33 protein-coding genes and 3 tRNA genes are annotated in these 24,668 nt (G+C 28.5%); 18 read left to right on the forward strand and 18 right to left on the reverse strand.

From position 1 onward, the window contains the following. Positions 1 to 50: 50 nt before the first annotated feature. Positions 51 to 707, reverse strand: a complete 657-nt coding sequence (locus E6771_RS07695; RefSeq protein WP_316090658.1) for an XRE family transcriptional regulator — start codon at positions 705 to 707, stop codon at positions 51 to 53. Positions 708 to 930: 223 nt separating this feature from the next. On the opposite strand from E6771_RS07695, the gene E6771_RS07700 reads away from it, so the two are divergent. Continuing rightward, entirely contained in the window at positions 931 to 1,140 is a 210-nt protein-coding gene (locus E6771_RS07700) for a hypothetical protein (RefSeq protein WP_316090659.1), read from the forward strand. Positions 1,141 to 1,489: 349 nt separating this feature from the next. Here E6771_RS07700 and E6771_RS07705 read toward each other — a convergent pair whose 3' ends face one another. Continuing rightward, a complete protein-coding gene (locus E6771_RS07705) occupies positions 1,490 to 2,101 on the reverse strand; it encodes a hypothetical protein (protein WP_316090660.1) in 612 nt (203 codons plus the stop codon). Positions 2,102 to 2,226: 125 nt separating this feature from the next. On the opposite strand from E6771_RS07705, the gene E6771_RS07710 reads away from it, so the two are divergent. The 14 genes from E6771_RS07710 (at position 2,227) to E6771_RS07775 (ending at position 10,215) form a co-directional block, all read left to right on the forward strand. Next, positions 2,227 to 2,373 (forward strand): hypothetical protein, encoded by a 147-nt coding sequence (locus E6771_RS07710; RefSeq protein ID WP_316090661.1) that lies wholly within the window; start codon positions 2,227 to 2,229, stop codon positions 2,371 to 2,373. Positions 2,374 to 2,406: 33 nt separating this feature from the next. Beyond that, positions 2,407 to 3,267 (forward strand): hypothetical protein, encoded by an 861-nt coding sequence (locus tag E6771_RS07715; RefSeq protein WP_316090662.1) that lies wholly within the window; start codon positions 2,407 to 2,409, stop codon positions 3,265 to 3,267. Continuing rightward, on the forward strand, positions 3,264 to 3,479 hold the full coding sequence (locus E6771_RS07720; RefSeq protein WP_227372452.1) for a hypothetical protein: 216 nt from the start codon (positions 3,264 to 3,266) through the stop codon (positions 3,477 to 3,479). Before E6771_RS07715 ends, E6771_RS07720 begins: the two co-directional genes overlap by 4 nt. Continuing rightward, on the forward strand, positions 3,469 to 3,816 hold the full coding sequence (locus E6771_RS07725; RefSeq protein ID WP_227372451.1) for a hypothetical protein: 348 nt from the start codon (positions 3,469 to 3,471) through the stop codon (positions 3,814 to 3,816). Before E6771_RS07720 ends, E6771_RS07725 begins: the two co-directional genes overlap by 11 nt. Before the next feature lie 9 nt (positions 3,817 to 3,825). Then, entirely contained in the window at positions 3,826 to 4,113 is a 288-nt protein-coding gene (locus tag E6771_RS07730) for a hypothetical protein (protein WP_316090663.1), read from the forward strand. Between the two features lie 9 nt (positions 4,114 to 4,122). After that, on the forward strand, positions 4,123 to 4,389 hold the full coding sequence (locus E6771_RS07735) for a hypothetical protein (RefSeq protein WP_316090665.1): 267 nt from the start codon (positions 4,123 to 4,125) through the stop codon (positions 4,387 to 4,389). Between the two features lie 12 nt (positions 4,390 to 4,401). Further along, complete coding sequence (locus tag E6771_RS07740; RefSeq protein ID WP_316090666.1) at positions 4,402 to 4,650, forward strand: hypothetical protein; 249 nt, start codon at positions 4,402 to 4,404, stop codon at positions 4,648 to 4,650. After that, entirely contained in the window at positions 4,647 to 4,790 is a 144-nt protein-coding gene (locus tag E6771_RS07745; protein ID WP_316090668.1) for a hypothetical protein, read from the forward strand. The genes E6771_RS07740 and E6771_RS07745 overlap by 4 nt, the downstream gene beginning before the upstream one ends. Before the next feature lie 23 nt (positions 4,791 to 4,813). Further along, a complete protein-coding gene (locus E6771_RS07750; RefSeq protein WP_316090669.1) occupies positions 4,814 to 5,350 on the forward strand; it encodes a ParA family protein in 537 nt (178 codons plus the stop codon). Further along, a complete protein-coding gene (locus E6771_RS07755) occupies positions 5,347 to 6,084 on the forward strand; it encodes a hypothetical protein (RefSeq protein WP_316090670.1) in 738 nt (245 codons plus the stop codon). Before E6771_RS07750 ends, E6771_RS07755 begins: the two co-directional genes overlap by 4 nt. A gap of 84 nt (positions 6,085 to 6,168) precedes the next feature. Further along, positions 6,169 to 6,885: a site-specific DNA-methyltransferase gene (locus E6771_RS07760; protein ID WP_316090672.1), complete on the forward strand. Its 717-nt coding sequence runs from the start codon at positions 6,169 to 6,171 to the stop codon at positions 6,883 to 6,885. Then, positions 6,886 to 7,122, forward strand: coding sequence for a hypothetical protein (locus tag E6771_RS07765; protein WP_316090673.1), 237 nt, complete (start codon positions 6,886 to 6,888; stop codon positions 7,120 to 7,122). An 89-nt stretch (positions 7,123 to 7,211) separates the two neighbouring features. Further along, on the forward strand, positions 7,212 to 8,642 hold the full coding sequence (locus tag E6771_RS07770) for a recombinase family protein (RefSeq protein ID WP_316090675.1): 1,431 nt from the start codon (positions 7,212 to 7,214) through the stop codon (positions 8,640 to 8,642). A 730-nt stretch (positions 8,643 to 9,372) separates the two neighbouring features. After that, a complete protein-coding gene (locus tag E6771_RS07775) occupies positions 9,373 to 10,215 on the forward strand; it encodes a DNA adenine methylase (RefSeq protein ID WP_316090676.1) in 843 nt (280 codons plus the stop codon). 23 nt (positions 10,216 to 10,238) lie between these two features. Here E6771_RS07775 and E6771_RS07780 read toward each other — a convergent pair whose 3' ends face one another. The 16 genes from E6771_RS07780 to E6771_RS07855 form a co-directional block, all read right to left on the reverse strand. Beyond that, the gene (locus E6771_RS07780) at positions 10,239 to 10,631 is read right to left on the reverse strand and encodes a hypothetical protein (protein ID WP_316090677.1); all 393 of its coding nucleotides are present in this window, start codon (positions 10,629 to 10,631) and stop codon (positions 10,239 to 10,241) included. A gap of 344 nt (positions 10,632 to 10,975) precedes the next feature. Then, a tRNA-Arg gene (locus E6771_RS07785) sits at positions 10,976 to 11,052 on the reverse strand. A 47-nt stretch (positions 11,053 to 11,099) separates the two neighbouring features. Next, positions 11,100 to 11,190, reverse strand: a tRNA-Ser gene (locus E6771_RS07790). Positions 11,191 to 11,198: 8 nt separating this feature from the next. Then, positions 11,199 to 11,282 (reverse strand) — tRNA-Ser (locus E6771_RS07795). A gap of 128 nt (positions 11,283 to 11,410) precedes the next feature. Next, on the reverse strand, positions 11,411 to 11,611 hold the full coding sequence (locus E6771_RS07800; RefSeq protein WP_316090678.1) for a DUF1858 domain-containing protein: 201 nt from the start codon (positions 11,609 to 11,611) through the stop codon (positions 11,411 to 11,413). A gap of 82 nt (positions 11,612 to 11,693) precedes the next feature. Beyond that, on the reverse strand, positions 11,694 to 12,656 hold the full coding sequence (locus E6771_RS07805; RefSeq protein WP_316090679.1) for a KpsF/GutQ family sugar-phosphate isomerase: 963 nt from the start codon (positions 12,654 to 12,656) through the stop codon (positions 11,694 to 11,696). 18 nt (positions 12,657 to 12,674) lie between these two features. Next, positions 12,675 to 13,514, reverse strand: coding sequence for a 3-deoxy-8-phosphooctulonate synthase (gene kdsA, locus E6771_RS07810; protein WP_316090680.1), 840 nt, complete (start codon positions 13,512 to 13,514; stop codon positions 12,675 to 12,677). A gap of 10 nt (positions 13,515 to 13,524) precedes the next feature. Then, a complete protein-coding gene (locus tag E6771_RS07815) occupies positions 13,525 to 14,976 on the reverse strand; it encodes a UDP-N-acetylmuramoyl-L-alanyl-D-glutamate--2,6-diaminopimelate ligase (protein ID WP_316090681.1) in 1,452 nt (483 codons plus the stop codon). A 76-nt stretch (positions 14,977 to 15,052) separates the two neighbouring features. Then, positions 15,053 to 15,430: a hypothetical protein gene (locus tag E6771_RS07820; protein WP_316090682.1), complete on the reverse strand. Its 378-nt coding sequence runs from the start codon at positions 15,428 to 15,430 to the stop codon at positions 15,053 to 15,055. 120 nt (positions 15,431 to 15,550) lie between these two features. Then, positions 15,551 to 16,225, reverse strand: coding sequence for a uracil-DNA glycosylase (locus E6771_RS07825; RefSeq protein WP_316090683.1), 675 nt, complete (start codon positions 16,223 to 16,225; stop codon positions 15,551 to 15,553). 27 nt (positions 16,226 to 16,252) lie between these two features. Next, positions 16,253 to 18,016 (reverse strand): TIGR03960 family B12-binding radical SAM protein, encoded by a 1,764-nt coding sequence (locus E6771_RS07830; protein WP_316090684.1) that lies wholly within the window; start codon positions 18,014 to 18,016, stop codon positions 16,253 to 16,255. 66 nt (positions 18,017 to 18,082) lie between these two features. Continuing rightward, positions 18,083 to 18,502 (reverse strand): HD domain-containing protein, encoded by a 420-nt coding sequence (locus tag E6771_RS07835; protein WP_316090686.1) that lies wholly within the window; start codon positions 18,500 to 18,502, stop codon positions 18,083 to 18,085. After that, positions 18,503 to 19,354, reverse strand: a complete 852-nt coding sequence (locus tag E6771_RS07840; RefSeq protein ID WP_316090687.1) for a KH domain-containing protein — start codon at positions 19,352 to 19,354, stop codon at positions 18,503 to 18,505. Positions 19,355 to 19,454: 100 nt separating this feature from the next. Then, a complete protein-coding gene (locus E6771_RS07845; RefSeq protein ID WP_316090688.1) occupies positions 19,455 to 20,258 on the reverse strand; it encodes a toxin-antitoxin system YwqK family antitoxin in 804 nt (267 codons plus the stop codon). A 56-nt stretch (positions 20,259 to 20,314) separates the two neighbouring features. Next, positions 20,315 to 21,769, reverse strand: coding sequence for an IMP dehydrogenase (gene guaB / locus E6771_RS07850; RefSeq protein ID WP_316090689.1), 1,455 nt, complete (start codon positions 21,767 to 21,769; stop codon positions 20,315 to 20,317). 145 nt (positions 21,770 to 21,914) lie between these two features. Next, entirely contained in the window at positions 21,915 to 22,739 is an 825-nt protein-coding gene (locus E6771_RS07855; RefSeq protein ID WP_316090690.1) for a mechanosensitive ion channel family protein, read from the reverse strand. A gap of 214 nt (positions 22,740 to 22,953) precedes the next feature. Between E6771_RS07855 and E6771_RS07860 the strand changes: the two genes are divergently transcribed. The 3 genes from E6771_RS07860 to E6771_RS07870 are packed head-to-tail and all read left to right on the forward strand — an operon-like array spanning position 22,954 to position 24,664. Then, a complete protein-coding gene (locus tag E6771_RS07860) occupies positions 22,954 to 23,808 on the forward strand; it encodes an alpha/beta fold hydrolase (protein WP_316090691.1) in 855 nt (284 codons plus the stop codon). A 25-nt stretch (positions 23,809 to 23,833) separates the two neighbouring features. Next, the gene (locus E6771_RS07865) at positions 23,834 to 24,457 is read left to right on the forward strand and encodes a DUF1847 domain-containing protein (RefSeq protein WP_316090692.1); all 624 of its coding nucleotides are present in this window, start codon (positions 23,834 to 23,836) and stop codon (positions 24,455 to 24,457) included. Between the two features lie 12 nt (positions 24,458 to 24,469). Continuing rightward, positions 24,470 to 24,664, forward strand: coding sequence for a hypothetical protein (locus E6771_RS07870; RefSeq protein WP_316090693.1), 195 nt, complete (start codon positions 24,470 to 24,472; stop codon positions 24,662 to 24,664). Positions 24,665 to 24,668 lie beyond the last annotated feature (4 nt).

The raw sequence follows: 24,668 nt of genomic DNA on the forward strand, positions 1-24,668 counted from the left end.
AGGATGTTGTTTCTGTTATTGGAAATATAATATTTGATTAGGTAAGAAACTTATAAATTTCCTTCATATATAAATCTCATTGCTCTTCCTAAAATTTCAACAGAATTAGCTTGTGTATCGGATATATAAATATCATCATATTCTGGATTTACACTTTTTAATATCATCAAATTATTTTCTGCATTCCAAATTATTTTTTTTATAAAAATTTCATCATTAAACTTAATGATAAAAATTTTGTTTGGTACATACTCAAGTTGAAGTGGGTCTACAATCACAAAAGCTCCATCTTGAATTACTGGCTCCATTGAGTTCCCGATTACTTCAATGAGATAGCATCCTTCATGGAATCCATTCCTTCTTATTGTTTTAAGATGTGGATTTTCCTCGAAATTTATATACCCATTACCTGCACTAGCTTTAGCTTTCACTTCTATAGTTATGAAATCTTCTGTTGATAAAATTCTTACATTTGATTTTTCTTTTGTTTCTCCACCAATAAATGCATTTCTTAATTCAATTTTTTCTTCTTTATTCAAAGCTAAAGCTTTTGCTATCTTGTTGAGAGTTGAAATTTTCCCGTTTCTTGCCCCTCTTTCGATATCTCCTATAGTTCCTGTACCTATCTCAGCTTTCTGGGCAAGTTCTTTTTGTGATAAATTTCTTGATTCTCTAAATTTTTTTACCAATATAGCATAGCTTAACATTCTTATCCCTCCGCTCTGTTTATAAGAGAATTATACCTTTTTTTATTTCTTTTTACGATAAAATTTAATAAAACTATTGACATTCTCTGAAAAACAGAGTAAACTCTTTTTAAAAGCTTTTAAAATATATTTTTTTAACTCTTTCACTCTGAAAACACGAGTGAAAATAAAAGAAGTAATATTAGCCAAAGAAAATATTTATAAAAAATACAAGGAGCCGCGTATGAAACTAAAAAAACTAGCACTAAAAACAATAGAAAAAATCGAAAGTTCTGAAATTCAAGAAAAGTGTACTAATCATAACAGCACTTGGGAAGAAACTAAAGAATTGTTTTTGAAGGAAGCTGAGAAAGGAGATGAGATCTTCTGGGAAGCATTAGGAAATTTTGAAAAGGTCATAGTAGAAGAGAACAAAAAATTCCAAAAGATCTAAAGAAGGATATTTGGATTAGGAATAATTAAAGAAGATATTAAAAAACAAGAGGAAGTCTTTGTTTAAACTTCCTCTTTGAGTGAAAAACTATTCAATTCATTTTTATAACTAAAGTTTATCATAATTATTTAAAAAATTCAAATTTCACTAAAATTTTTTAAACAAAATAAAAAATCTCTTACAAATAGTAAGAGATACAGTATTTTATAAAGGGGTGGATAATTATTTCTTTTGTACAGGTGGCTTAACAGTTGTTGGATGATTTCCTGTGGCTATCTCTGCATTATTTTCTACTTTGTGATCGGTAGTAGTTTTTGACATTTTTATCCCTCCTTTTTCCAAGAGAATATTATTTGTGAAATTCAAGAACAATATCTTCAGGCTTTTCACAAAGATAAAGAGCTTCCAAACTATAACTTGGAGTATCCTTATTATCAAAATAAGCAGTAACTTCTTTAATCAAGATTTCAAAATTTTCTTGTTCTGTAACATTTATTGCTTTAAGGTACCCGATATATACTTGCTCTTTGTTTTGATATCTGACTGATACCCATTTGTTACATAATCCATTTATTTCTTTATCAGTTGAAGAAATAAGACCTTGTAATAGATATTTTTTTCCTAGCTTATTTGATAACTTATACTTTCTTAAAGTAAGGTGATATAGTTCTTTATTGATTATATAAATCACTATTAAAGAATATATCAAAGCTAAAAATAAAGCTGCTGCTATTTCTTTAGGTAATATCAATGGATTTTTGCTTAACAAAGTATTGAATATCTGTCCTTTTCCAAAAATATTCAGTGGAAGATAACATAATGTTCCTAAAACAAATGAATAAGCTATTCCTTCATTTATTTCAAGTTTTTTTTCACTAGCAATAGCAAAATTTATTAAAATGACTCCTGCTATTCCTGGAAGAAAAATAAAAAGTAATTGAATAAGATTGTTTGTTTCCATGTGCATCCTCTCCTTTATTAAATACTGTATCTTATTATAACATTTTTATTTTCATATTCTAAATAAAAAGCTTCAAAGAGGCTGAGATAAATTAGAAAAGCAAATTTAATTATAATGGAGGTTTTATGACAATTAAAGAATTACATTATTTGGTTAAGATTTTTGGAAATAAAAAAGGTATTGAAATAAAAGAAGTTTTTAAGGAATTTAAGGAATTGCAAAAAAGAATGCCAGGATTAAAAACTGATACTCATATGCTTCTAGTTTCATAAAAATTAAAAAAATAGGGATGAAAGGAGATATGAATGGAAAATAGATTTATTTTAAAAAAGAAAACTAAGAAAAATTTTACTATTATAAACAATGAAATTCTTCATGATGAAGAACTTTCATGGGAAGCCAAAGGAGTAGCTTGTTTTTTGCTTAGTAAACCTGAAGATTGGGAAATAAGTGTTTCTGCTCTTTCAAATATTCATGGTGGGAGAGATAAAATAAGAAAAATTTTTACTGAATTGATGAATACAGGTTATATGTATAAAAGTCAAAACCGGAGTAAAAGAGGGAAATTTTCTAGCAATATAATATATCTTTCCGATTGTAAAGAATACTTAATTACAGAAATAATCTCTAAAGAAGAAGTCCAGCCGTTGCCTGAAAATCCGTTTACGGTTAAACCGTTGACGGAAAACACGCCACAACTAAGAACTGATATTAACAAAAAACTGAATATACAAAAAACTACTACTACTAAAAAAAGTAGTAGTAGCAATGAATATGATTTTTTAAATAATATTCCTATCAGTACAGCTACAAAATTAAATATTAGAAAAAATATTGATGGCTTAACATTAGAAAATTTTTATGAAATTTTTTCTAAGACTGAAAAAGAATTTACCAATGGTAAAATAGAAAATTTTGAAGCTGTATTATACAAAGCCTTAAAAGGAGAATGGACATTTACTATAACAGAAAAAATAGTATCAGAAGAGCAATTAAGAAATAAAGCAAGGAAAATTTGTAATTATTGGATAGCTTCTCCTTACTCAGCTAATGAAAAAATTGAAAATTTTCTTAAAGACACAGCAGACTTACCAATTGAAATCATAGAAGAATATAAAAATAAATTGATTAAATTTTTAAAGGAGAATGAGGAGTTGATAGAGTGAGTAAAGTTATAAAAATGAAAATGTCTATACCAGAATGGAATTATGTTTGTGATGTATGTAAAAGACTTAGCATAGATCCACATCAGTATGAAGAAGTAGAAAATTATGGAAGATTAATATTTCATTTAACAAAATTAGATATAGTAGGACATCATGGAGCTATACCTCCAAATCCTGCTGATTATAATGAAGGAGGAAAATATGAAAATTAAGCACATACAAAATTATAGTGAAATAGAATTTTTTCTATTTGAATCTTTAAAATATACAAAAGCTGATTTAAGAAATTTGGAAGAATGGGAAAAAGAGTTTCTTTTTGAAAGAGCAAAAGAACTAAAAATAGATAATCTTGGTTATTGGTTTGAAAATTTCTATGCAACTTATAAAAAAAGAAAAGCAACATTTTCAAATTGTAAAAGAGTTATTGACCTTGTTAATAAAGTTACATATAGAAGTCTTTCTGAACTGGCTATTAAAGAAAAAGTTTCTATTAATACAGTAAGAAAAATTGTAAAAGAAAATCCAGATAAATATGAAATAGCAGCATAAGGAGAAAATATGAACATCTATAAAATTGCAAAATATGAAACTGATACTTATTTTTTCTTTCTTGATTCAATAAATTTAGAAAAAAAATCAATTATAATTTTAAGTTATTGCCCAATTTTTAAAAGAAATGGATCCAAGGTTACTGTAGGAGAACTTAAAAAAGATACAAAAACTTATCCCAGTAATGTATCTAGAGCTAAAATTGAAAAAGACATAAAAGAAATATCTGGTTGTAAAACCTTTAAAATTCTACTCTATGACAAAACCAAACAAAAATATAAAAATGATGAGGAGTGAAAATAGATTATGAAAATTAAACATAAAAAATATAAAAATATTTCTATTAATCAAAAAAAAGACGAAAACTATAATCTTGATTTAAGATTAATGGCTAGTTGGTTAGTTAAAATAATCCAAGAACTGGAAATTGAAGAAAGATGTATAAATTATAATGATAGCTGGGAAAATACAAAACAACTATTTTTTAAAGCAGCTATAAAAGGAAAACATAATCCTGTCTTTTGGGAAAATATTGAGAATTTCTCAAAACTTATAAAAGATTTTACAAATTAGTTGGAGGAAACAATGGAAAAAAGAATATCAATAGCAGAAATAGCAAACTTTTTGAATAAATTATCTGGAATTGTAGCAAATTCAAATAATGAATCATTTTTGATGTTTTTAACAAGTTCATGTAAGGTAAAAGTTATTAATAATAATGGAAATATGGAATTTTATATCTACCATCCTAAAGCAGATCTAAATAAAAAGTTCAATAAAATAGCAGCTGGGAAAGAAATATATAAATTAACTAAAGGAAAGGTGATGATATGAGTGATGGAAAATTAGGAGTATTACAAGCCAGAAAAGGTGGAGTTGGAAAAAGTTGGTTATGTTTACAGTTATCTAATGGAATGGTAGAGCTTTATAATAAAAAAGTTCTTATACATCCGATAACCAAAACAACATTTTAGCCTATGCTGGAATAAATATAGAAGTGAAAAAAGGGATTGAGCATTGGATAGAATGTGGAAAGGGAGATTATATTGAACTAAGGAATAATCTCTATTATATCCCTTTAAATTCTCCTATATTGCCAAAAGGGAATGAACATAAATTCAAAGCTTTTATTGAAAGTCTGAAAAAAAGATTTGATTATATTTTTGTTGATGGAACTCCTTTAATAGATATAAATACTGAATTTTCTAATATGGCTGACTTCATAATTATTCCAACTTTTTTGGATGGAGTAACTTCTATGTCTATAAATGACATGATGAAGAAATTTGGAACTTCTAAAGTAAAAGCAATAATTCCAAATAGAGCTGCTCCAATAAGTAGTACAGAAGTAAAATATTATGATTCCCTAAAAAATGTTCTTAAAAAAACAAATATCCTTTTAACTTGTCCACTAAAACAATCAGCTATTATAGGAAAGTTAATCGACCAAGGGAAAACAATTTATGATAGTAAAAGTAAAAAAGTTGATTTTATAAAAAGAGAAATAGAGAAAGTTCTAGAGGTGATTATATGAGTAAGAAACCAGTAATATCAAATAATAAAAAACCAGATCCATTTGCAGATATGGGAGAATTACTTAGTCAAAATACATACCAGTCAACTTTTGATTTCGGAACTTTCGAAATTGATGAAGAAGATAAAAAATACATCATACAAAGGGAAGAAATTCTCTATGAAAATTTCAAAACTCATTCTAAATCATTATATGAAATATGTAAAGCTCTATATGAAATTAAGATGAAATTTAAAGGTGATGATACAGCTTCATTTGTTGCTTGGTACAAACACAATAAACTTTCTAAAGATAAAGTGTCTGAGTTGTTAAAAAGATACGAGCTATTTATACAAGTACCAGATAAAATAGAATATGTTTCTAGCCTTTCTATTCCTGCTGTAAAAGCTCTTACTAAAAAAGAAGTTGATATAAGTGTTATTGATGATATTTTAAGGTTAGAAATTAAAAATGTAGATGATATAAATCAAAAAATACTTGAAGCTTTTCCTGTGGAAGAAACCGAAGATAAAAAAGAAAAAATAAAGAATACTTTTTCTCTTAAAACAATTAAATTTTTTCAGAAAAAAATAAAAAAATCTGTTTCTCTTTCTGATTTGATTGAAGTTAAAAAGGATATTCAAGCTTTAAAAAAACATCTACAAGAATTAGAAAAAGAAATTGAATTGAAGGAAAAAGAGAAAGAAAATGAAAATAATCTTACTCTTCCAGATGGTGAGCAGGATGAAAATTAAAACTTATAAAACATCAAATTCAAAATATGGAAGATTCTCAGGAGCTAGAAAACCTAGTTTCTGGGAAAGATTAAAGAGGTGGATATGGAGATAAAATTGATTCTAGGGAATGCAATAAAAGAAATTAAAAATATAGATAAAAAAGTTGATTGCATCATTGCAGATGTTCCACAAGGAATAACTTGTAATTCTTGGGATATTCCTTTTAACTTAGAAGAGTTGTGGCAGTCTATAGAAAAAATAGCAGATGCCCATACTCCACTTATATTGATGTCAAACCAACCGTACACAAGTATTTTAATTTCTAGCAACATTAAGAATTATAAGTATAGTTGGTATTGGAAAAAAGTGAGAGGGAGAGGACACCTTAATGTAAAAAAACAGCCTTTGCGGGATATAGAAGAAATATGTGTATTTTACAAAAAGCAATGTTACTATAGTCCACAAATGATTAAGGGTAAAGAAAATCATGGTATTGGAAAAGCGGCAGATAATTATAGTAATCAAGGAACTACTTATAAAAAACATAAAAAAATATTTACTAAAGGAGATATGAAATATCCAAAACAACTTTTAGAATTTAAAGAGCCACACCCTGCAATCTATAGTACTCAAAAACCTGTGGAGTTATTGGAATATCTATTAAAAACTTATACAAAAGAAGGAGATACAATTCTTGACTTTTGCATGGGCTCTGGAACAACTGGAGTAGCTTGTAAAAATTTAAATAGAAACTTTATAGGAATAGATAAATCTGAGACAGCCTTTAAAATAGCCCAATTAAGATTAAAGGAGATCTGAATGAATAATATTGTAATTTTAAATAAAGAAAAAATAAAAGAGTTAGAATTGAAAAAAAGAGAAGTTCTTTTATATACTTTGATTTCTCTTGTAGATGGTTCCTATACTCTTAAGGAAATGTGTGGGATTCTTGGAATAGGATTTCAATTACATCAAGTAGAAGAATACTGTAAAACTTTAATCACTAAAAAATTAATTAAAGAAAATGAAGATAAGTTTATAATAATAGGAGGTTAAGATGAACAATACAGACAATACAAACCAAAGAATATCACTAGCTGTTACTAAAATAAAAAGCCTTGCCAATGAATTATTAAATAAGAAAAATGCAAGCACTTCCAGTTAAAATAGCAGTTAAATACTCAAGAGTTTCTACTAACAAACAAGACTTAAGAGGGTCAAAAGATGGACAAGAAGCTGAAATAGATAAATTTGCTTCTACAAATGGTTTTACTATAATTGATTCTTTTACAGATACAGATCATGGAGATATTGCAAAAAGAAAAGGTTTAACTTCTATGAAAGAATATCTAAGACTTAATCAAGCTGTAAAATATGTTCTTGTATATCATTCAGATCGTTTTACAAGAAATTTTCAAGATGGAATGAGAGATTTATTTTTCCTTGAAGATTTAGGAATTAAATTAATTTCTGTTTTAGAAGGAGAAATTTTAGCTGATGGCACTTTCAATTCTTTGCCCTCTTTAGTTAGACTTATTGGTGCACAAGAAGATAAAGCAAAAATTATAAAAAAAACAACAGATGCTTCATATAAATATGCTAAAACAAACCGTTATCTTGGTGGAAATATTCTCCCATGGTTTAAACTAGAGTCTGGCTATGTATATGGCAAGAAATGCAAAGTTATTGTAAAAAATGAAACTACTTGGGAATATTACAGAGGATTCTTTCTAGCAATCATAAAATATAAAAATATTCTAAGAGCTGCTAAAGAATATAACCTCAATCGATTTACAGCTGCTGAATGGTTAGTAAAACAAGAGCTAATCGGATACAGAACTTATGGTAAAAAAGGAAAAATAGATCAGTACCATAATAAAGGAAGAAGAAAAAATTATCAGACCACTGAAGAAAAGGTATTCCCAGCTATCCTAACAGAAGATGAATTCCTTATACTCAATGAAATGCGAAAACACAATAAAGTAAAGTATAATAAAGATATTTATACTTATCTCTACTCAATTATTTCATACCATTCATGTGGAGGAAAACTTGAGGGAGAAAGAATAAAGAAAAAAGATTCTTTTATTTATTATTATAAGTGTAGTTGTTGCAAAAAAAGATTTAATCAAAAAAAATTAGAAGTAGCTATTGCTGAAAATATTTTAAGTAATCCAGGATTACAAATAATTAATGATATAAATTTTAGACTAGCAGATATTTATGATGAAATTAAAAATATAAATAATATGATTGAAGAAGAAAATTCTTCTGAAAAAAGAATCCTATCACTTGTAAGTAAAAATGTTGTTGGTATTGAATCTGCTGAAGAAGAACTTTTAAAAATAAAAAAGCAAAAAAATTTTCTAAAGAAGCTTTTAGAAGAAAAAATGAAACTTATAGAAGAAGAAAACAAAAAAGAAATTACTGAAGATCATATTTCTTTATTAAAAAATCTACTGGAGTATTCACAAGAAGAGGATGATGATTTTAGAGAAAAGTTAAAAGAGATAATTAATTTAATTATAAAAAAAATTGAAGTTTCTTCTTTAGATAAAATAAACATAATATTTTAAAAAGGACTATATACATTTAGTAAATGTAGTCCTTTTTTATTAAATAACTTTCTAGTTTTTTCTAAATTTTTAAACTTCTTTTTATTCTTAAAATGAGGATGCCATCTATAAAAATATTTTTTCACTTTCCTCTATCTCTTTTCTATAATATTGAACTAATGCATGAGTTTGAATTCTTTTTAAAGAAACTTTTTCGCCCATGCTGCATTCTTAATTGGAGCTGGGGCTAATATTAAATCTGTGCAGGACAAATTAAAGCATAGCTCTATAAAAAACTACTTTTAAAACTATTTTTTTCACTATAATAACCAATTTTTTCTTGACATTATATACCGTATACGTTATAATTTAAATATAATGAATTAAGGATGTGATGCAGACTTGGTTAGTAACGCTCAAAAAAAAGCCAAAAAAAAATATGAACAAAAAAATAGAAAAAAGATAAATATAGATAATTATAAAAGAACCACAAGAATGTATATATTAAAGCATGCTACCATCAAAGACTTAATTGAATTAGAGGAGTTAATATCAAAAAAAAGACTTTAAAAAGACTTCAATAAGGAATATTAAAAAAGAAACTCAAAAGTTGGTTGATAAAAAGTATAGCATAAAATATGAATTAGATAGCTTATTAAGAAAATCTAAACCCTTAGAAGATTTTTTTAGTATAAAAGATTTGAGATGCATAAAAAAGAAATATTAAATAATTTTAGTGTGTGGAGGAAAGATGGCTTATGAAAAAAATGATTTAGTTGCACCTGTTTTAAAATGGGTAGGAGGAAAACGACAATTAATTCCTGAAATAACTAAATTGTTACCTAAAAAAATAACAAAATATTATGAACCTTTTTTAGGAGGAGGAGCACTCCTTTTTCATATCCAACCTGAAAAAGCTGTTATAAATGATCTCAATGAAGAATTGATTAATTGCTATAATATAATAAAAAAAGAACCCATTAAACTAATTAAAAGTTTAAAAAAACATAAAAACAATTCAGAGTATTTTTATAAAATAAGAGAACTTGATAGAACAAACGAATATATAAATTTAACAGATGTAGAAAAAGCATCTAGAATAATATATTTGAATAAAACTTGCTTCAATGGTTTATTTAGAGTTAATAGTTCTGGAGAATTTAATAGTCCTTTTGGAAAATATAAAAATCCTAAAATAGTAGATGAAATTACAATTAAAGCAATGAGTGATTATTTCAATAATAATCATATAGAAATATATTCAACTGATTATAAAAAGGCATTAAAAGGAATTAGAAAAGGAAATTTTGTATATTTTGACCCTCCATATGATCCTGTTTCAGATAGCTCTAATTTTACTGGATATACAAAATCTGGATTTTCAAAGCAAGAACAAATTGAATTAAAAAAATTATGTGACCAGTTAAATAAAAAAGGGATTAAATTCTTATTGTCAAATTCAGCTACAGACTTTATAAAAGAGCTTTATAAAGAATATTATATTGAGAGTGTTAATGCTAAAAGAAATATAAATTCATGTAAAGATGGAAGAGGAAATATTGAGGAGCTTTTAATTAGAAACTATGAAGAATAAAAAAAGTGGAGTTTCCACTTTTTTTATTTTTTATTCTCATCATATCCACGTTTATATGCTTTCTCTACATCTTTATAACTAACTATCTTTGTTTCAATAAAATTAATTTCTTTAGGTTTAAATTTTGCTTCTTTTCTTGCTTCTGCATCACTCTTTCCTTGTTCATATGCTTTTCTAATGTATTCTTCTTTATATCCAAGTTCATATGCTTCTTCCGGATCTTTGTGTCTAACTACACCAGCTTGACTAAATTTGATTTTTTCAGGTTTAAACTTTGCTATTTTTTCTGCCTTTGCATCTTCTATACCTTGTTCATATGCACAGCCACAGCATAAATGTCTCCCCTCTCCTGCTTGTGAATTACTTAAGTTTTTAAATTTCTCATCATAACGATGAGGTTTATTACAAGTACTCATAAGTGTACCACCTCCAAATAATTAATTACTTAATATTATCTCAAATTTTTTTAGTTTTTTCAAATATCATTTTAATTTTTATGATTCTTTTTTGAAAAAAATAAAGGCATACTTAGCAATTTCAACTTAATAATCTATTTTTTATATTACATAAGTTAAAAATATTGAGATAATATCTACAAAAAAGCTATCAGCACTTCTTCAGTGTAACTATACTGTACGAAATACAAAAATTTTATATTGGCTTTATTGAGCTCTTAACCTATATTATAAATTTTTAAAAAGAATGAAGCCATATATAAAAGTTTAAAAATAATTTTTACTTCTTAGTTAGGGTTTAGCGATGGCGCACCCAAGAGGAGTCGAACCCCTAACCTTCTGATCCGTAGTCAGACGCTCTATCCAATTGAGCTATGGATGCACAGGATTTGTATAAAAAAAAGGTAGTTGCCTACCTAAACTTACAAATGGCGGTGAAGGAGAGATTTGAACTCTCGGTACCGTTTATAGGTACTCTCCCTTAGCAGGGGAGTGCATTAGGCCACTCTGCCACTTCACCATCATACCTGGCGGAAGATCAGAGATTCGAACTCTGAAGTCTTGCGACGCCGGTTTTCAAGACCGGTTCCTTACCAATTAGGATAACCTTCCACGCATTAATTATAATATCATATGATTCCTTATTTGTCAATAATATATTTTGTAAAAATGGCTTGTAGATACAAAAAAAGGCAGATTTATATATAATCTGCCTTATATTTTTTATAATTTTAATATAATTATTTTTGTGCTGCTACTAATTCATTAGCTTCAGCTATTATAGCATCTGCATCTAGTCCATGAGCAGAAATTCCTTCTCCAAGAGTTTCTCCTGCAGCTATCATACATCCTACACATCCTAATCCATGTTTTCTAAATACATCTGCTAATACAGGGTATTGTTGAACTGCTTCAAGAATATTCATATCTTTAGTTATCATTATTATCACTCCTTAAAAATTTAATTTTTGTGTATATCTAAGATTATATAAAAATTTACTTCCCATGTCAACTATTTTCCAATTATCTTCCTACAACGTTCAGAAGGTCATGCACTCTTACCATTCCTACTAATTTATCCTTATCAAATACAGGAAGAACTGATATCTGGCTTTCTCTGTTTTCCATAAGTTCTAAGGCATCTATTGCCATACTTTCACTATCTACCTTAGTGAAATTTCTTGTCATAATATCCTTTGCTTTAAATCCAAAGAATTCCTCTCTTCTTTTTAAAGCTCTTCTTATATCTCCCTCTGTGATTATTCCCACCATTAAGTCTCCATTCATCACACAGACAGCTCCAAGTCTTTTATCTGTCATTGTAAGTATTACATCATCTATATTACTTTCTTTATCACACAAAGGAAGTATATCTTCTTTATGCATTACATCTCTTACTTTCATTAAAAGTCTTTTTCCCAGGCTTCCACCTGGATGATATAATGCAAAATTTTCTGGTTTGAAATCTCTTTTTTTAATAAGAATAGCTGCTAGTGCATCTCCCATTACTAAGGTGCTTGTTGTAGATGACATTGGAGCAAGATTAAGAGGACATCCCTCTCTTTTCACTCCTATATTTAATATATAGTCTGCTTCTCTTCCAAGTTTTGAGTTCCTATTTCCTGTCATAGCGACTATCTTTGCACCTATTTTTTTTATAGATGGTAGTATAGCAACTATTTCATCACTATTTCCACTATTTGATATAGCTATGACTATATCTTCTTTTGAAATCATTCCAAGATCTCCATGGAGTCCTTCTGCTGAATTCATAAATACTGAATGTGTTCCTGTTGATGCAAATGTAGCAGCTATTTTTTTTCCAATCAATCCTGATTTTCCAATACCTGTTACTACTACCTTTCCCTCTGATTTCAATATTTCTTCCACTACATCTATTATTTCTCTATTTATTTTATCTCTTACTATTTTTAATTCTTCTATTTCTGAATCAAAAACTTCCTTGGCATAATTGATTATATCCATTTACTTTGTCATCTCCTGTTATCTTCCTTTTACAAGATCATCTATCTTTACTGCCATTTTCAATATCTCTTCAAGATCAGATAAATAAAGCATATTAGGTCCATCTGACTTAGCTTTCTCTGGATTTGGATGTACTTCTGCAAATATTGCATCTACACCTATTGCAAGTCCTGCTCTCATTAATGGATAAACATATTCTCTGTCTCCAGAAGTAGCTGTTCCTAATCCACCTGGCTTTTGCACTGCATGAGTTACATCAAATACTACTGGATATCCAAATTTTCTCATTTCCATGAAAGCTCTCATATCTACTACCATATTATTATATCCAAAAGTACTTCCTCTTTCACAAAGCATAACATTGGGATTTCCACTTTCTTCCATTTTAGTTACTATATTTTTCATATCCCATGGAGCAAGAAATTGCCCTTTTTTTACATTTACAGGAAGTCCTGTTTCAGCTGCTGCTATCAGCAAATCTGTCTGTCTGCATAAAAATGCTGGTATCTGTATAAGATCTACCACTTCTGCTGCTCTTTTACATTGCCATACTTCATGCACATCTGTTACAACTGGGAGCTCATATGTGTCTTTTACTTTTTGTAATATTCTAAGTCCTTCTTCTATTCCAGGTCCTCTATATGAATGGATAGATGATCTATTAGCCTTATCAAAAGATGCTTTAAATATATATTTTATTCCTAGTCTATCACATATTTCTTTTACTTTTCCAGCTACTTCCATAACTAATTCTTCAGATTCTATTACACATGGACCTGCTATCAAAGTGAATCTATTATTACCACCAATCTCTACATTTTTTCCTATTTTAACTTTCTTTACTTCACTTACCAGCATGATTCCCCCCTTATTTTCCCTTTTTCTTTTTTACTATCTCTCTTCTAGCTATTTCTCTATCATCAAAATGTATTTTTTTTCTACCTAGTATTTGATAAGTTTCATGCCCTTTTCCAGCTATAAGAATGATATCTTTTGCATCTGCTAATTCTACAGCTTTTGATATAGCATGATCTCTATCCTCTTCTACAATATGATTTTTTCCTTTCATTCCTTCCAGTACTTGTTCAATTATTTTATAGGAATCTTCTGTTCTGGGGTTATCTGATGTCACTATTGCAATATCACTTAATCTTTCAGCGATTTCTCCCATAACAGGTCTTTTACTTGGATCTCTATCTCCACCACAACCAAAGACTGTTATTATTTTTCCTTTTTTTAATTCATTTATACTTTTCAATATATTTTCAAGTGCATCACTAGTATGAGAATAATCTACTATTACTGTAAAATCTTGCCCACAGTTTACTAATTCATATCTTCCTGGTGCACCTTTTAATTCTTTTATTTTATCTAAAACAACATTTCTTTCAATTCCCAAAAGCAATGCTATAGATAATGCTCCAAGTACATTATATACATTATATCTTCCAAGTATAGCCAGTTTTGTTCTTGTTGAAAAATTGTCTATATTAATTTCTACTTCTTGTCCATCTCCATGAAATTCCAGTATTTTTCCTCTTATTCTTCCTTCGTTATGCATACCATAAGATATTCCTCCAAATTCTGAAGAAAGTCTTTTTCCATATAGATCATCTATATTAATAACACAATTTTTTTCACAGCCACTTTTCATCATTATAAATAGTCTTCTTTTGGCTTGAAAGTAGTCTTCCATAGTTTTATGAAAATCAAGGTGGTCTAAGGTAAGGTTGGTAAACATACTTACATCAAACTCAAGCATATCTACCCTTCCAAGTTCAAGAGCATGAGAACTCACTTCCATTACAAGGTATTCCATTCCCTTTTCCACAGATCTCTTACACATTTTTACTATATCTAAAGATTCTGGAGTGGTATTAGGAGCTTCTATTACTTCATCTCCTATTTTATATTCTACTGTTCCTATTCTTGCTGTCTTATTACTTCCCAATATAGATTCTATAAGGTAAGTTGTTGTTGTCTTTCCATTTGTTCCAGTTATTCCTATAATCTTTAAATTTTTTTGAGGCCAATTATAAAAATTAGAAGCTAACACTCCTAATTTTTTTCTTAGATCTTTAATCCAAATATATTTTACTGGGAAAACAGTTTCTACTTTTTTAGACACTAAAATACATTTAGCTCCATTTTTTACTGCTTGTTCTATATAATTGTGACCATCAAATATCGTACCCTCTAGAGCAACAAATATATCCCCAGTTTTTATTTTTCTAGAATCATACTCTATATTAGTATAATTTTCTTCTTTAACTACATCTTTTAAAATTTCATATTCCAGTCCATTAAGAAATTTTTCCATCTTACATTCTCCTTAAAAAGAAATTTTGATACTGTAATAATTCTAGCATAAATTTTATTATTTTCATAGAAAAAGACTAATCAATAATAGTTAATGAATTTTGTTTTGAATTATTTTTATATGTTATTTCCTCTAATTTACTTTTATACTTTAAAAGTTCATTTGTAAGCTGCCCTTGCAGAGCAAAAAATCTCTTATTAAGATCATCCATATATCCCCAATCTGGAGTTTCTTTTCTCATTTCCTGCTGTATTTTATATCTAATACTTTTCAATTGATCTTTTATTTCATTAGATTTAACTAAAAGATCTTCTCTGAGTTCTATTATTTCTTCTTTCTGCTCATTGTTTAATTCACTGAAGTAAACAGTACATCCATCAATTATAATTTCATCAGCATATATGGACAGAGCAGAAATAGAAAATAATAAAATCAGCATACTAATATACTTCATAATCAGCCTCCAGTTTATAACCTCTTTTACACAATTATATTAGACATCTGTGTCATATTTGTGACAACAGCATTTATTTAATACAAGTTAAATAAAGTATAAACTGATACATCAGTTTATTCATATATTTTCTATTTGCCAATTAATTTCTTTCTTATTTAAACTACTCAATATTTCATTTATTTTTTTGAAATGATCACAACCAAAAAATCCATTGTGAGCTGATAGGGGACTTGGATGTGCTGCTTCAAGTATATAGTGTCTATCTGTATTAATAAAAGATTTTTTCTTTCTTGCATTTCCTCCCCATAAAACAAATATAACTGGATCTTCTCTATCATTTAAATATTTAATTATATTGTCAGTAAATATTTCCCATCCTATTTTTGAATGAGAATTTGCTGCTCCTGCTCTTACTGTAAGGGCAGTATTTAAAAGAAGTATTCCCTGTTCTGCCCACGGAACTAGATACCCATTATTTGGTACATATAATCCCAGTTCATCTTTCAGTTCTTTATACATATTTTTTAGTGAAGGAGGAGTTTTTATTCCTATATTCACTGAAAATGCCAATCCATGTGCCTGATTAGGTCCATGATAAGGATCTTGTCCTAAAATCAATACCTTACAGTCTTTATAATTAGTAAGTTTTAATGCTGAAAATATATTTTCCATTTTTGGGTAAATAGTCTCCGTTTTATATTCTGTTATTAAAAATTTTCTCAATTTTTGATAATATTCCTTTTCAAACTCATTTTTCAGTATTTCATCCCAATCGTTTCCTAGATTTACCATTTTCTCTCCTCCAATTTTAATTTTTTATTATTCTGTTGCTATTTTTAAACAGTTAGGAAATCTTTTTTTCATACCACATCCAGAACATATTTCTCTACAATCTGGTGTCAATGCTTCCTCTTCTGCTTTTTTATATTCTCTTAAAAGAAAACTTTTTTCTACCCCTATATCTACTACCATATCCCATGGAAGATCAGCTTCTAAATCTCTTGCTCTAAGATAATCTTTTTCATCTATTCCTAATTCATCAGCTGATGATTTCCAGATATCATAATTATCTTTATAGTCGTCAAGTTTTGCTCCTTTTTTCCATGCAAGTTCTATTAGATCCCCTGTTCTTTCATCTCCTCTTGAAAGGAATCCCTCAAGATAAGATTTTCTCATATCATGTATTCTTAAAGTACAATGCTTTGATGTTTTAAATAAGTCTTTTAATATTCTGTGTTTTCTTTTCATCTCTTCTATATCCATCTGTTCTGACCATTGGAACGGTGTATGAGGTTTTGGAACAAAGTTTGAAACACTTACTGTTACATTTATTCTTTTACTTATAGGTCTGCATCTCTTTATAACCTTAGAAGCAAGTTCAAATATTTCTGCCACATCTTCATCTGTCTCAAAAGGAAGTCCAATCATAAAGTAGAATTTTAGATTTTCCCATCCCCCTCTTATAGCAGCTTCAGCAGTAGCTAGTACATCTTCCTCTTCTACTCCTTTATTGATTATATCTCTCAATCTTTGTGACCCCGCTTCTGGAGCAAATGTAAATCCAGTTCTCTTTCCTCCACTGATATCATCTGCCACTTGGACAGAGTATGGATTCATTCTCAAAGATGGAAGAGAGATTCCAAGATTTCTATTTTCATATCTGTTTTTCAGTCCTTTTATAAGATCATCTATTTTACTGTAATCACTACTGCTCAAAGATGAAAGTGAAATTTCTGAATATCCTGTATTTTTTATCATTTTTTCTATAAGTTCACAATTATTTTTAAAGCTTCTTTCTCTTACAGGTCTATATACAATTCCGGCTTGACAGAATCTGCATCCTCTCGTACATCCTCTCTGTATTTCTACAGAAGCTCTATCATGTACTATATTTATATATGGTACAAGCTGATCATCATAAAGTTCTGTCTTATTTAAATCTTCAACAATAGCTCTTTTTATTCTTTTCTTTCCTTTATGAAGTATTGGAATATATACCCCATCAAAATCTTCTATTAATTTTAATTTTTCTATCTTACTTTTATCATGGTTAACTGTAAAGACTTTAGCTATTTCTACCATGACATCTTCCCCATCTCCTATCACTACAAAATCAAGAAATTTTTCCATAGGTACAGGATTCATCATACATGTTCCTCCTGCCATTATTAAAGGGTATTCTTCTCCTCTGTCTTTACTTTCAATTGGTATCCCTGCTAAATCCAAAGCATTTAATACATTTGGATAGCACATTTCATATGATAATGAAAACCCTACTACATCGAATTCTTTTAATGGTGTTTTACTTTCTAGGGAAAACATTGGTATTTTATTTTCTCTCATCAGATTTTCCATATCTTCCATAGGAGAAAATCCTCTTTCTAAAGAAAATCCATCTACTCTATTCATAATACTATATAAAATTCTTATTCCTAAGTTAGACATCCCAACTTCATATATATCTGGAAAAAATAAACACATTCTTGCTTTAAATTTATATTTATGCACACTATTTATTTCATTCCCCAAATATTGTGCTGGTTTTTCAACTTTTAATAAATATTTATCTAAATTTATTCTCATATTTTCCTCACTTTTTTCTTATTACATTTTATTTTATCATTTTCTTACCAAAATTACCTGTTTTTTTTACTTATCATCTAATTTTTGAAATTCTATCATTTTAATATCATTACTTTTATCATGATGTATCCTACATAATTTAGCTAACTCTTTATTTATTTTTTTTAATTTTTCATAGGCATTTTCAGTATGCCCTTCAAGTTTTCTATCTCCTATTACTACCTTTTTCATTCTTTTTAAAAATGTAGTTTTTCCTTTTCCACAGTCATGTAAAAGAGCAAGTTTCCAATACAAAATATCATCTTTCAGAATTTCATTTTCTTTGACAAAGTTGAATAACCTAAAAGAATGAACTTTATCATACTCCATCATAGTATCAAAAATCTTAAATTCATCTTCAGAAAGGACATTTTTTATAATCTCATCTTTTTCCCCATCATATTTTCCAAATACATAGATAATCCCTTGTCTGAGCCTATTTAACATCTAGATCTCCCTCACTATTATATCTCCATATTTTTTCTTCATTTTTTTTATATTCTTTCCATTTTTTCCTATTAGCTCTCCTCTTTTTCCTTGAGGAACACAGAAAATATATAAACTTCCATCTGCTGTTTTTTCAATTTTAACCACATTTTTTTCTGATTTATCTGAAATTTCCTGAAAAATTATATTTTTCATTTCATCTTTTAAATATATTTTCTCAAGAGTCAAGTATTTTCCCATAAGAGGTTCTTTTTTCCTTGCAAGTATATATCCAGACATTATTCTCACTTGTTTAGGCATAAAAGAATTTCCTATAAATCTTAATTTTCCTTTTTCATATGTAATCTTTATCTCTCTTATATGTTCCTTAAGTTCAAGCCCTTTTCTATCAGTAAACTCACTTACATCATATATTCCACTAAGTTCTTCACAAAGTTTCTCTATTTCTATTTCTGTATTTTTAATAAGTTTTTCAGGGTATGAGTATATATATTCTCTTTTTTCTATCATGTCTGGAAATATAATATTGGGAAAAGTTTTTTTTATCATAGTAACTTTTAAATCAGTATCAGAATTTTTATTAAATTCCTCTTGTAATTTATTTATGCTCCCATTAAAATTACTGCTGACATAAAGAATATTTTCATTTGCACTCACTTTAGCATCTGTTCTTCCTGCTTGCTGTATCCCCTTTGCCCAAGTAAATCCAATAGCTTTCATTATTTCTTTAAATTTTCCTTTTATACTCTTCTTTCCACTCATTTCATCAAAAGATTGAAATTTCTGTCCATTATATGAGATATAGAACATATATCCCCATTTCTTACTTTTTTCTATTGTTCTTATATCCATACCTTTTCTCCTTATTTTCCAATTCTTTTAATTATATCATATCAGTAAAGAAAAAAAAAGCTGCAAGCAGTTTAAACTACTTGCAGCTTTAAATATTTTATTAATTCCAAGTCTGGCTTTTCAGTCTTCCATTTTCATAAACAGCTACGCTGTCAACAGTTCCATCTTCCTGATATCTCTTCCATGTACCATCCTTGACCCAGTTCTTGTACTTCCCTTCTTCTAATACCTTTCCATTGTCCCAGAAAAATTTCCATTCTCCAGTTCCAGCACTCATATCACTTTTATGAAGAAGTTTTCCATTTTGAGCAAAAAATTCAATTCCTATTACTCTGTTATTTTTATATTTTGCTATTGCTTTTATCCCTCCATTTGAATAATACGACTTTTGCTCACCATTTAATTTCTCATCTATATAGCTCTCTGTCATAATGATATTTCCTTCATCAGAATACCATACCTTATCACCATTCAGTTTTCCATTGACATAAGCTTCACTATATTCAATAATATCTCCAATAAACAATCCAAATTCTCCAGTAAAAGGTTTATCTTCTCCTTGAGCATAGACAAGTTTATTTTCTCTATGAACTTTTTTACTGATATCCAGTATCCTTACTCCACTCTTTTGAAGTGCTTTCTGTGCATCAGTTAACTTAATTTCACCTTCAGTACTTTCTTCTGCAATAACTGTTTCATTTTTTATTTCTTCTTTTTTTTCTGATATATCCAATTTTTCTAAAGGGCTCAATCCACTATTTATATTTGATACATTGGTTTTTGGTCTTGTTTCTTTATTAATCTCATCTAAAGTTTTTATCTCTCTAAGCTCTTCAGCAAAAATCTGTAAGCTATATATAAATACAGCTGATAAAAAAATTATTATTCTTGTTCCTTTTCTCACTTTTCCTCTCCTTAAACTTAAAAATAAAATAAATCAGTCCCAAGAGGAAACATATTCTATTTAGAATAGTTTGGAGCCTCTTTAGTTATAGTAATATCATGTGGGTGGCTTTCTTTTAAACCTGCTCCAGTTATTTTTATAAATCTTCCATTTATTTTAAGATCTTCTATAGTTGGTGTTCCACAGTATCCCATACCTGCTCTGATTCCACCACAAAGTTGAAATACTACATCTTTAAGATTTCCTTTGTATGCAATACGCCCTTCTATTCCTTCTGGAACTAGTTTTTGAGCATCATTTTGGAAGTATCTGTCTTTTGATCCTCTCTTCATTGCTGCAATAGAACCCATTCCTACATATATTTTATATCTTCTTCCTTCAAGAATGATTTCTTCTCCTGGAGCCTCTTTAGTTCCAGCCAGAAGTCCTCCCAGCATTACACAGTCTGCTCCAGCAGCTAATGCTTTTACAATATCTCCAGAAAGTTTTATTCCGCCATCAGCTATTACTCCTATACCTTTATTCTTACATACTTGATATACATCATTTACTGCTGTAAGTTGAGGAACACCTACTCCTGCTACAACTCTTGTTGTACAAATTGATCCTGGTCCAATTCCTACTTTCACTGCATTTACTCCTGCATCTATAAGGTCTGATGCTGCCTCTGCAGTTACTATATTTCCTCCAATTAAATTTAAATCAGGAAATGCTTCTCTTATTTCTCTTATTTTCTTTATAACTCCTGCTGAATGGCCATGGGCAGAATCAACAGTGATAATATCTACTCCTGCTCTTACTAATGCTTCTACTCTTTCTAAAGTATCTGCTCCAATTCCTACTGCAGCTCCTACTCTAAGAGTTCCATGTGCATCTTTACAAGCATTTGGATATTCTACTAAGTTATCTATATCTTTTATTGTAATAAGACCTTTTAAATATCCTGCTTCATCAGTTATAGGAAGTTTTTCTATTCTATTAGAGAGAAGAACTTCTTTGGCTTGTTCTAAAGTAGTTCCTACTGGAGCTGTAATAAGATTTTCTTTAGTCATTATCTCTCCAACAAGCTGCTCCATATTTTTATGATATTTTATGTCTCTATTTGTAACTATACCTATAAGTCTTCCATCATCTTCTATAACTGGAAGTCCAGATATTTTATATCTTCTCATTAAATCCTCAGCAAACCCTACTGTACAATCTTCTTTTAAGGTTACAGGATTTCTTATCATTCCACTTTCAATTCTTTTTACTCTATCTACTTCAGCAGCCTGATCAGCTATACTCATATTTTTATGAATAAATCCAATCCCTCCCTGTCTTGCTAAAGCAATTGCTAAATCTGATTCAGTTACAGTATCCATTGCAGCACTAAGAATTGGTACATTAAGCACTATATCTTTTGTAAGATTAGTTTTTAAATTTACTTCATGTGGTAAAATATCTGATTTTGCTGGCACTAATAGCACATCATCAAATGTAATAGCTTCTTTTACTATTTTTCCGTTCATATCCCTCTCCTTTTTTATAAAAACTTAATATTTATACTTTAATAAAATCAAAATTAATAGCCAAAATACTTCTTATATATATTTTGATTATTATAGCACAAATTTAAAAATTTTGTCACATAAAAAAAGATATTTTTTATAAATATTACTTTTCAGTTTTATTGTATATATCAATTTTCTGATATGGAATTTCTATGCTATTTTCATCAAAGAGTCTTTTTACCTCTTCATTAAAATCATACAATGTATCCCAGTAATCTGAATTCTTTACCCAAACTCTAAAATTAAAATCAAGAGAGCTTGCATTTTGTTTAACCATTCTTATTGTCATTGCTTTATTTTTTAAAACTGCTGGATGATTTTCAGCTATTTGTTTCAATAATTCTTTAGCTTTATCTGTAGAAGTATCATATGCTACAGAAAATACCATATCCAATCTTCTTTCTGGTTTTCTAGAATAGTTTATCACTGGATTATTTGCAAGTTGCCCATTAGGTACTACAATTACTTTATTATCTACTGTTATAAGAGTAGTATAGAGAATATGTATTTGATCTACTGTACCTTCTATTCCTCCATTATTAGAAATATAATCTCCTTTTGAAAACTGCTTGAAGAAAAGAATAAGAACTCCACCAGCTAAATTAGACAAGCTTCCTTGTAAAGCTAATCCAACTGCGATACCTGCAGTACCTAAAACTGTAACAAGAGAAGTTGCTTTTACTCCTATTATACTAACTACTACAAAAAATAAAGCTATATAAGCAATTGTTTTAAAAAGTGAAACTGTAAAACTTTCAAGTAAAGGATCAACATTTTTTTTCTCAAGTGTTTTTTTATAAGTTGTTAAAATCATTCCCAAAAGTTTAGGCCAAATTATAAACAAAACTATTAAAATTAATCCTCTAATTACTAGTCCTGGAAGAACTTCAAAAATATCTGTAAGAAAACTTTCTAACAATACGTGCATACTCTACATCACTCCTTTAAAATTATTTTAAATTTGTATAATTATACCAAAATACCATACTTACTCTTTTATTTTTAATAAATTTTCTGTTCATTCTCATTAATTATAATATTTTTTCTAAATTTTAACAAGTCCCTAGTGTAAAATTATATATGTAATTTTATTTTATTTTTACTGCTTATGAGATATAATAATATTACAGAGGTGAAATTTTATGGCAGAAAATATAAAAGGAATCATACAAGTTATACATGGAATGAGTGAACACAAAGGTAGATACCTCCACTTTTTTAAATACTTTACTGAACGAGGTTATCTTGTATTCTTGCATGAACATTTGCATCATGGAAATAACGTTGCAGCAAAAAATGAATTAGGTATATTTCAGAATGACTTTCCCGTTTTAATAAAAGAACAAAAATTATATACTGAAAAATTAAAAAAAGAGTATCTTAATATTCCTTTTTTTGTTTTTGGACACAGTATGGGGTCTTTCATTGCACAAGAACATATGAAAACTTATTGGAATGAAATAGATGGTTATATATTTTGTGGTTCATGTTATAAACAGCCTTTTTTATGGAAAGCTGGAGAAATAGCAAGTTATCTTTTAGATAAGATATACAGAAACAGAAGAGCCCATATAATTAAAAAACTTGTTTTTTTAAATTCCAACAGCAAAACAAGAGCTGAATATTACTACAATGAAAATTCATGGCTTTCTAGAGACATTGAAGAAGTAAAAAGATATTGTAATGATAAATTATGTGATTTTACTTATAGCAGTACCTTTTACACTAGTTTCTTTAAATTTTTAAATTCTCTTTATCTAGAAGATGATTTCAGAAATATATCTAAAAAGCTTCCTATAATGATAATATCAGGAGATATGGATCCTGTAGGAAAGTTTGGAAAAGGAGTTATAGAACTTGAGAAATTCTATAACAAAATTGAATTTGATGATGTTACATGTCATTTATATAAAAATGCAAGGCATGAACTTCATAATGAAATAAACAGAGATGAAGTTTTTACTGATATTGAAAAATGGTTGGAAATTAGAATTTAAACATATATTTAAGGAGATGATTTTTATGTACACTTGTGACGCTTGTACAAAATATGTTTGCAGAACTGGAAATCTTGAAGAAGCTCCTCTTAACTGTCCATGCAGAGAATTGGATAATATAGAGGAAGTTAAAAAATTTTATCTTGAAAAAGAAAATATGAAACTTGCTCGTAATTCAGCTCTTGTTGAGAGTGAAGGGTATTGTAAGCAGACTAGAGTAGAAGAAATAATAAATTTTGCTAATAAATGCGGATACAAAAAACTGGGACTTGCATTTTGTGTAGGACTTTCAAAAGAAGCTAAAATTTTTGCTTCTATTCTTAGAAATCATGGTTTTGAAGTAGAATCTTTATCATGTAAAAATGGTTCTGTTCTTAAAGAATTTATTAATATATCTAATGAAGAGCAAGTGAGACCTTGTACTTATGAACCTATGTGTAATCCTATTGGCCAGGCAAAACTTTTAAATCAGTCTGGAACTCAATTGAATATACTTTTAGGACTTTGTGTAGGACATGATTCTTTGTTCCTGAAGCATTCAGAAGCCCCTGTTACAATATTTGCAGTAAAAGACAGAGTACTGGGGCATAACCCTCTTGGTGCTATATATATGGCTGAAGGATATTATAAGAAAAAACTTTTTAAGTAGAAATGAGGAAAAATGACAATAGAAAAAAATTCACTTTGGATAAATAATAAAAACGGAAGAGAATATCAAGTATTAAGTGAAGCTATAGACTGTACAAATGAAAGAGATGGATTAATAGTAGTTGTCTATATCTGTAAAGAAGTTGAAGGAAAACTTTTTGTAAGAGAAAAAAATGAATTCTTAAAAAAATTCTCACCTAAGGAATAGAAAA

Source organism: Fusobacterium sp., from assembly GCF_032477075.1.
Classification (GTDB): domain Bacteria; phylum Fusobacteriota; class Fusobacteriia; order Fusobacteriales; family Fusobacteriaceae; genus Fusobacterium_A.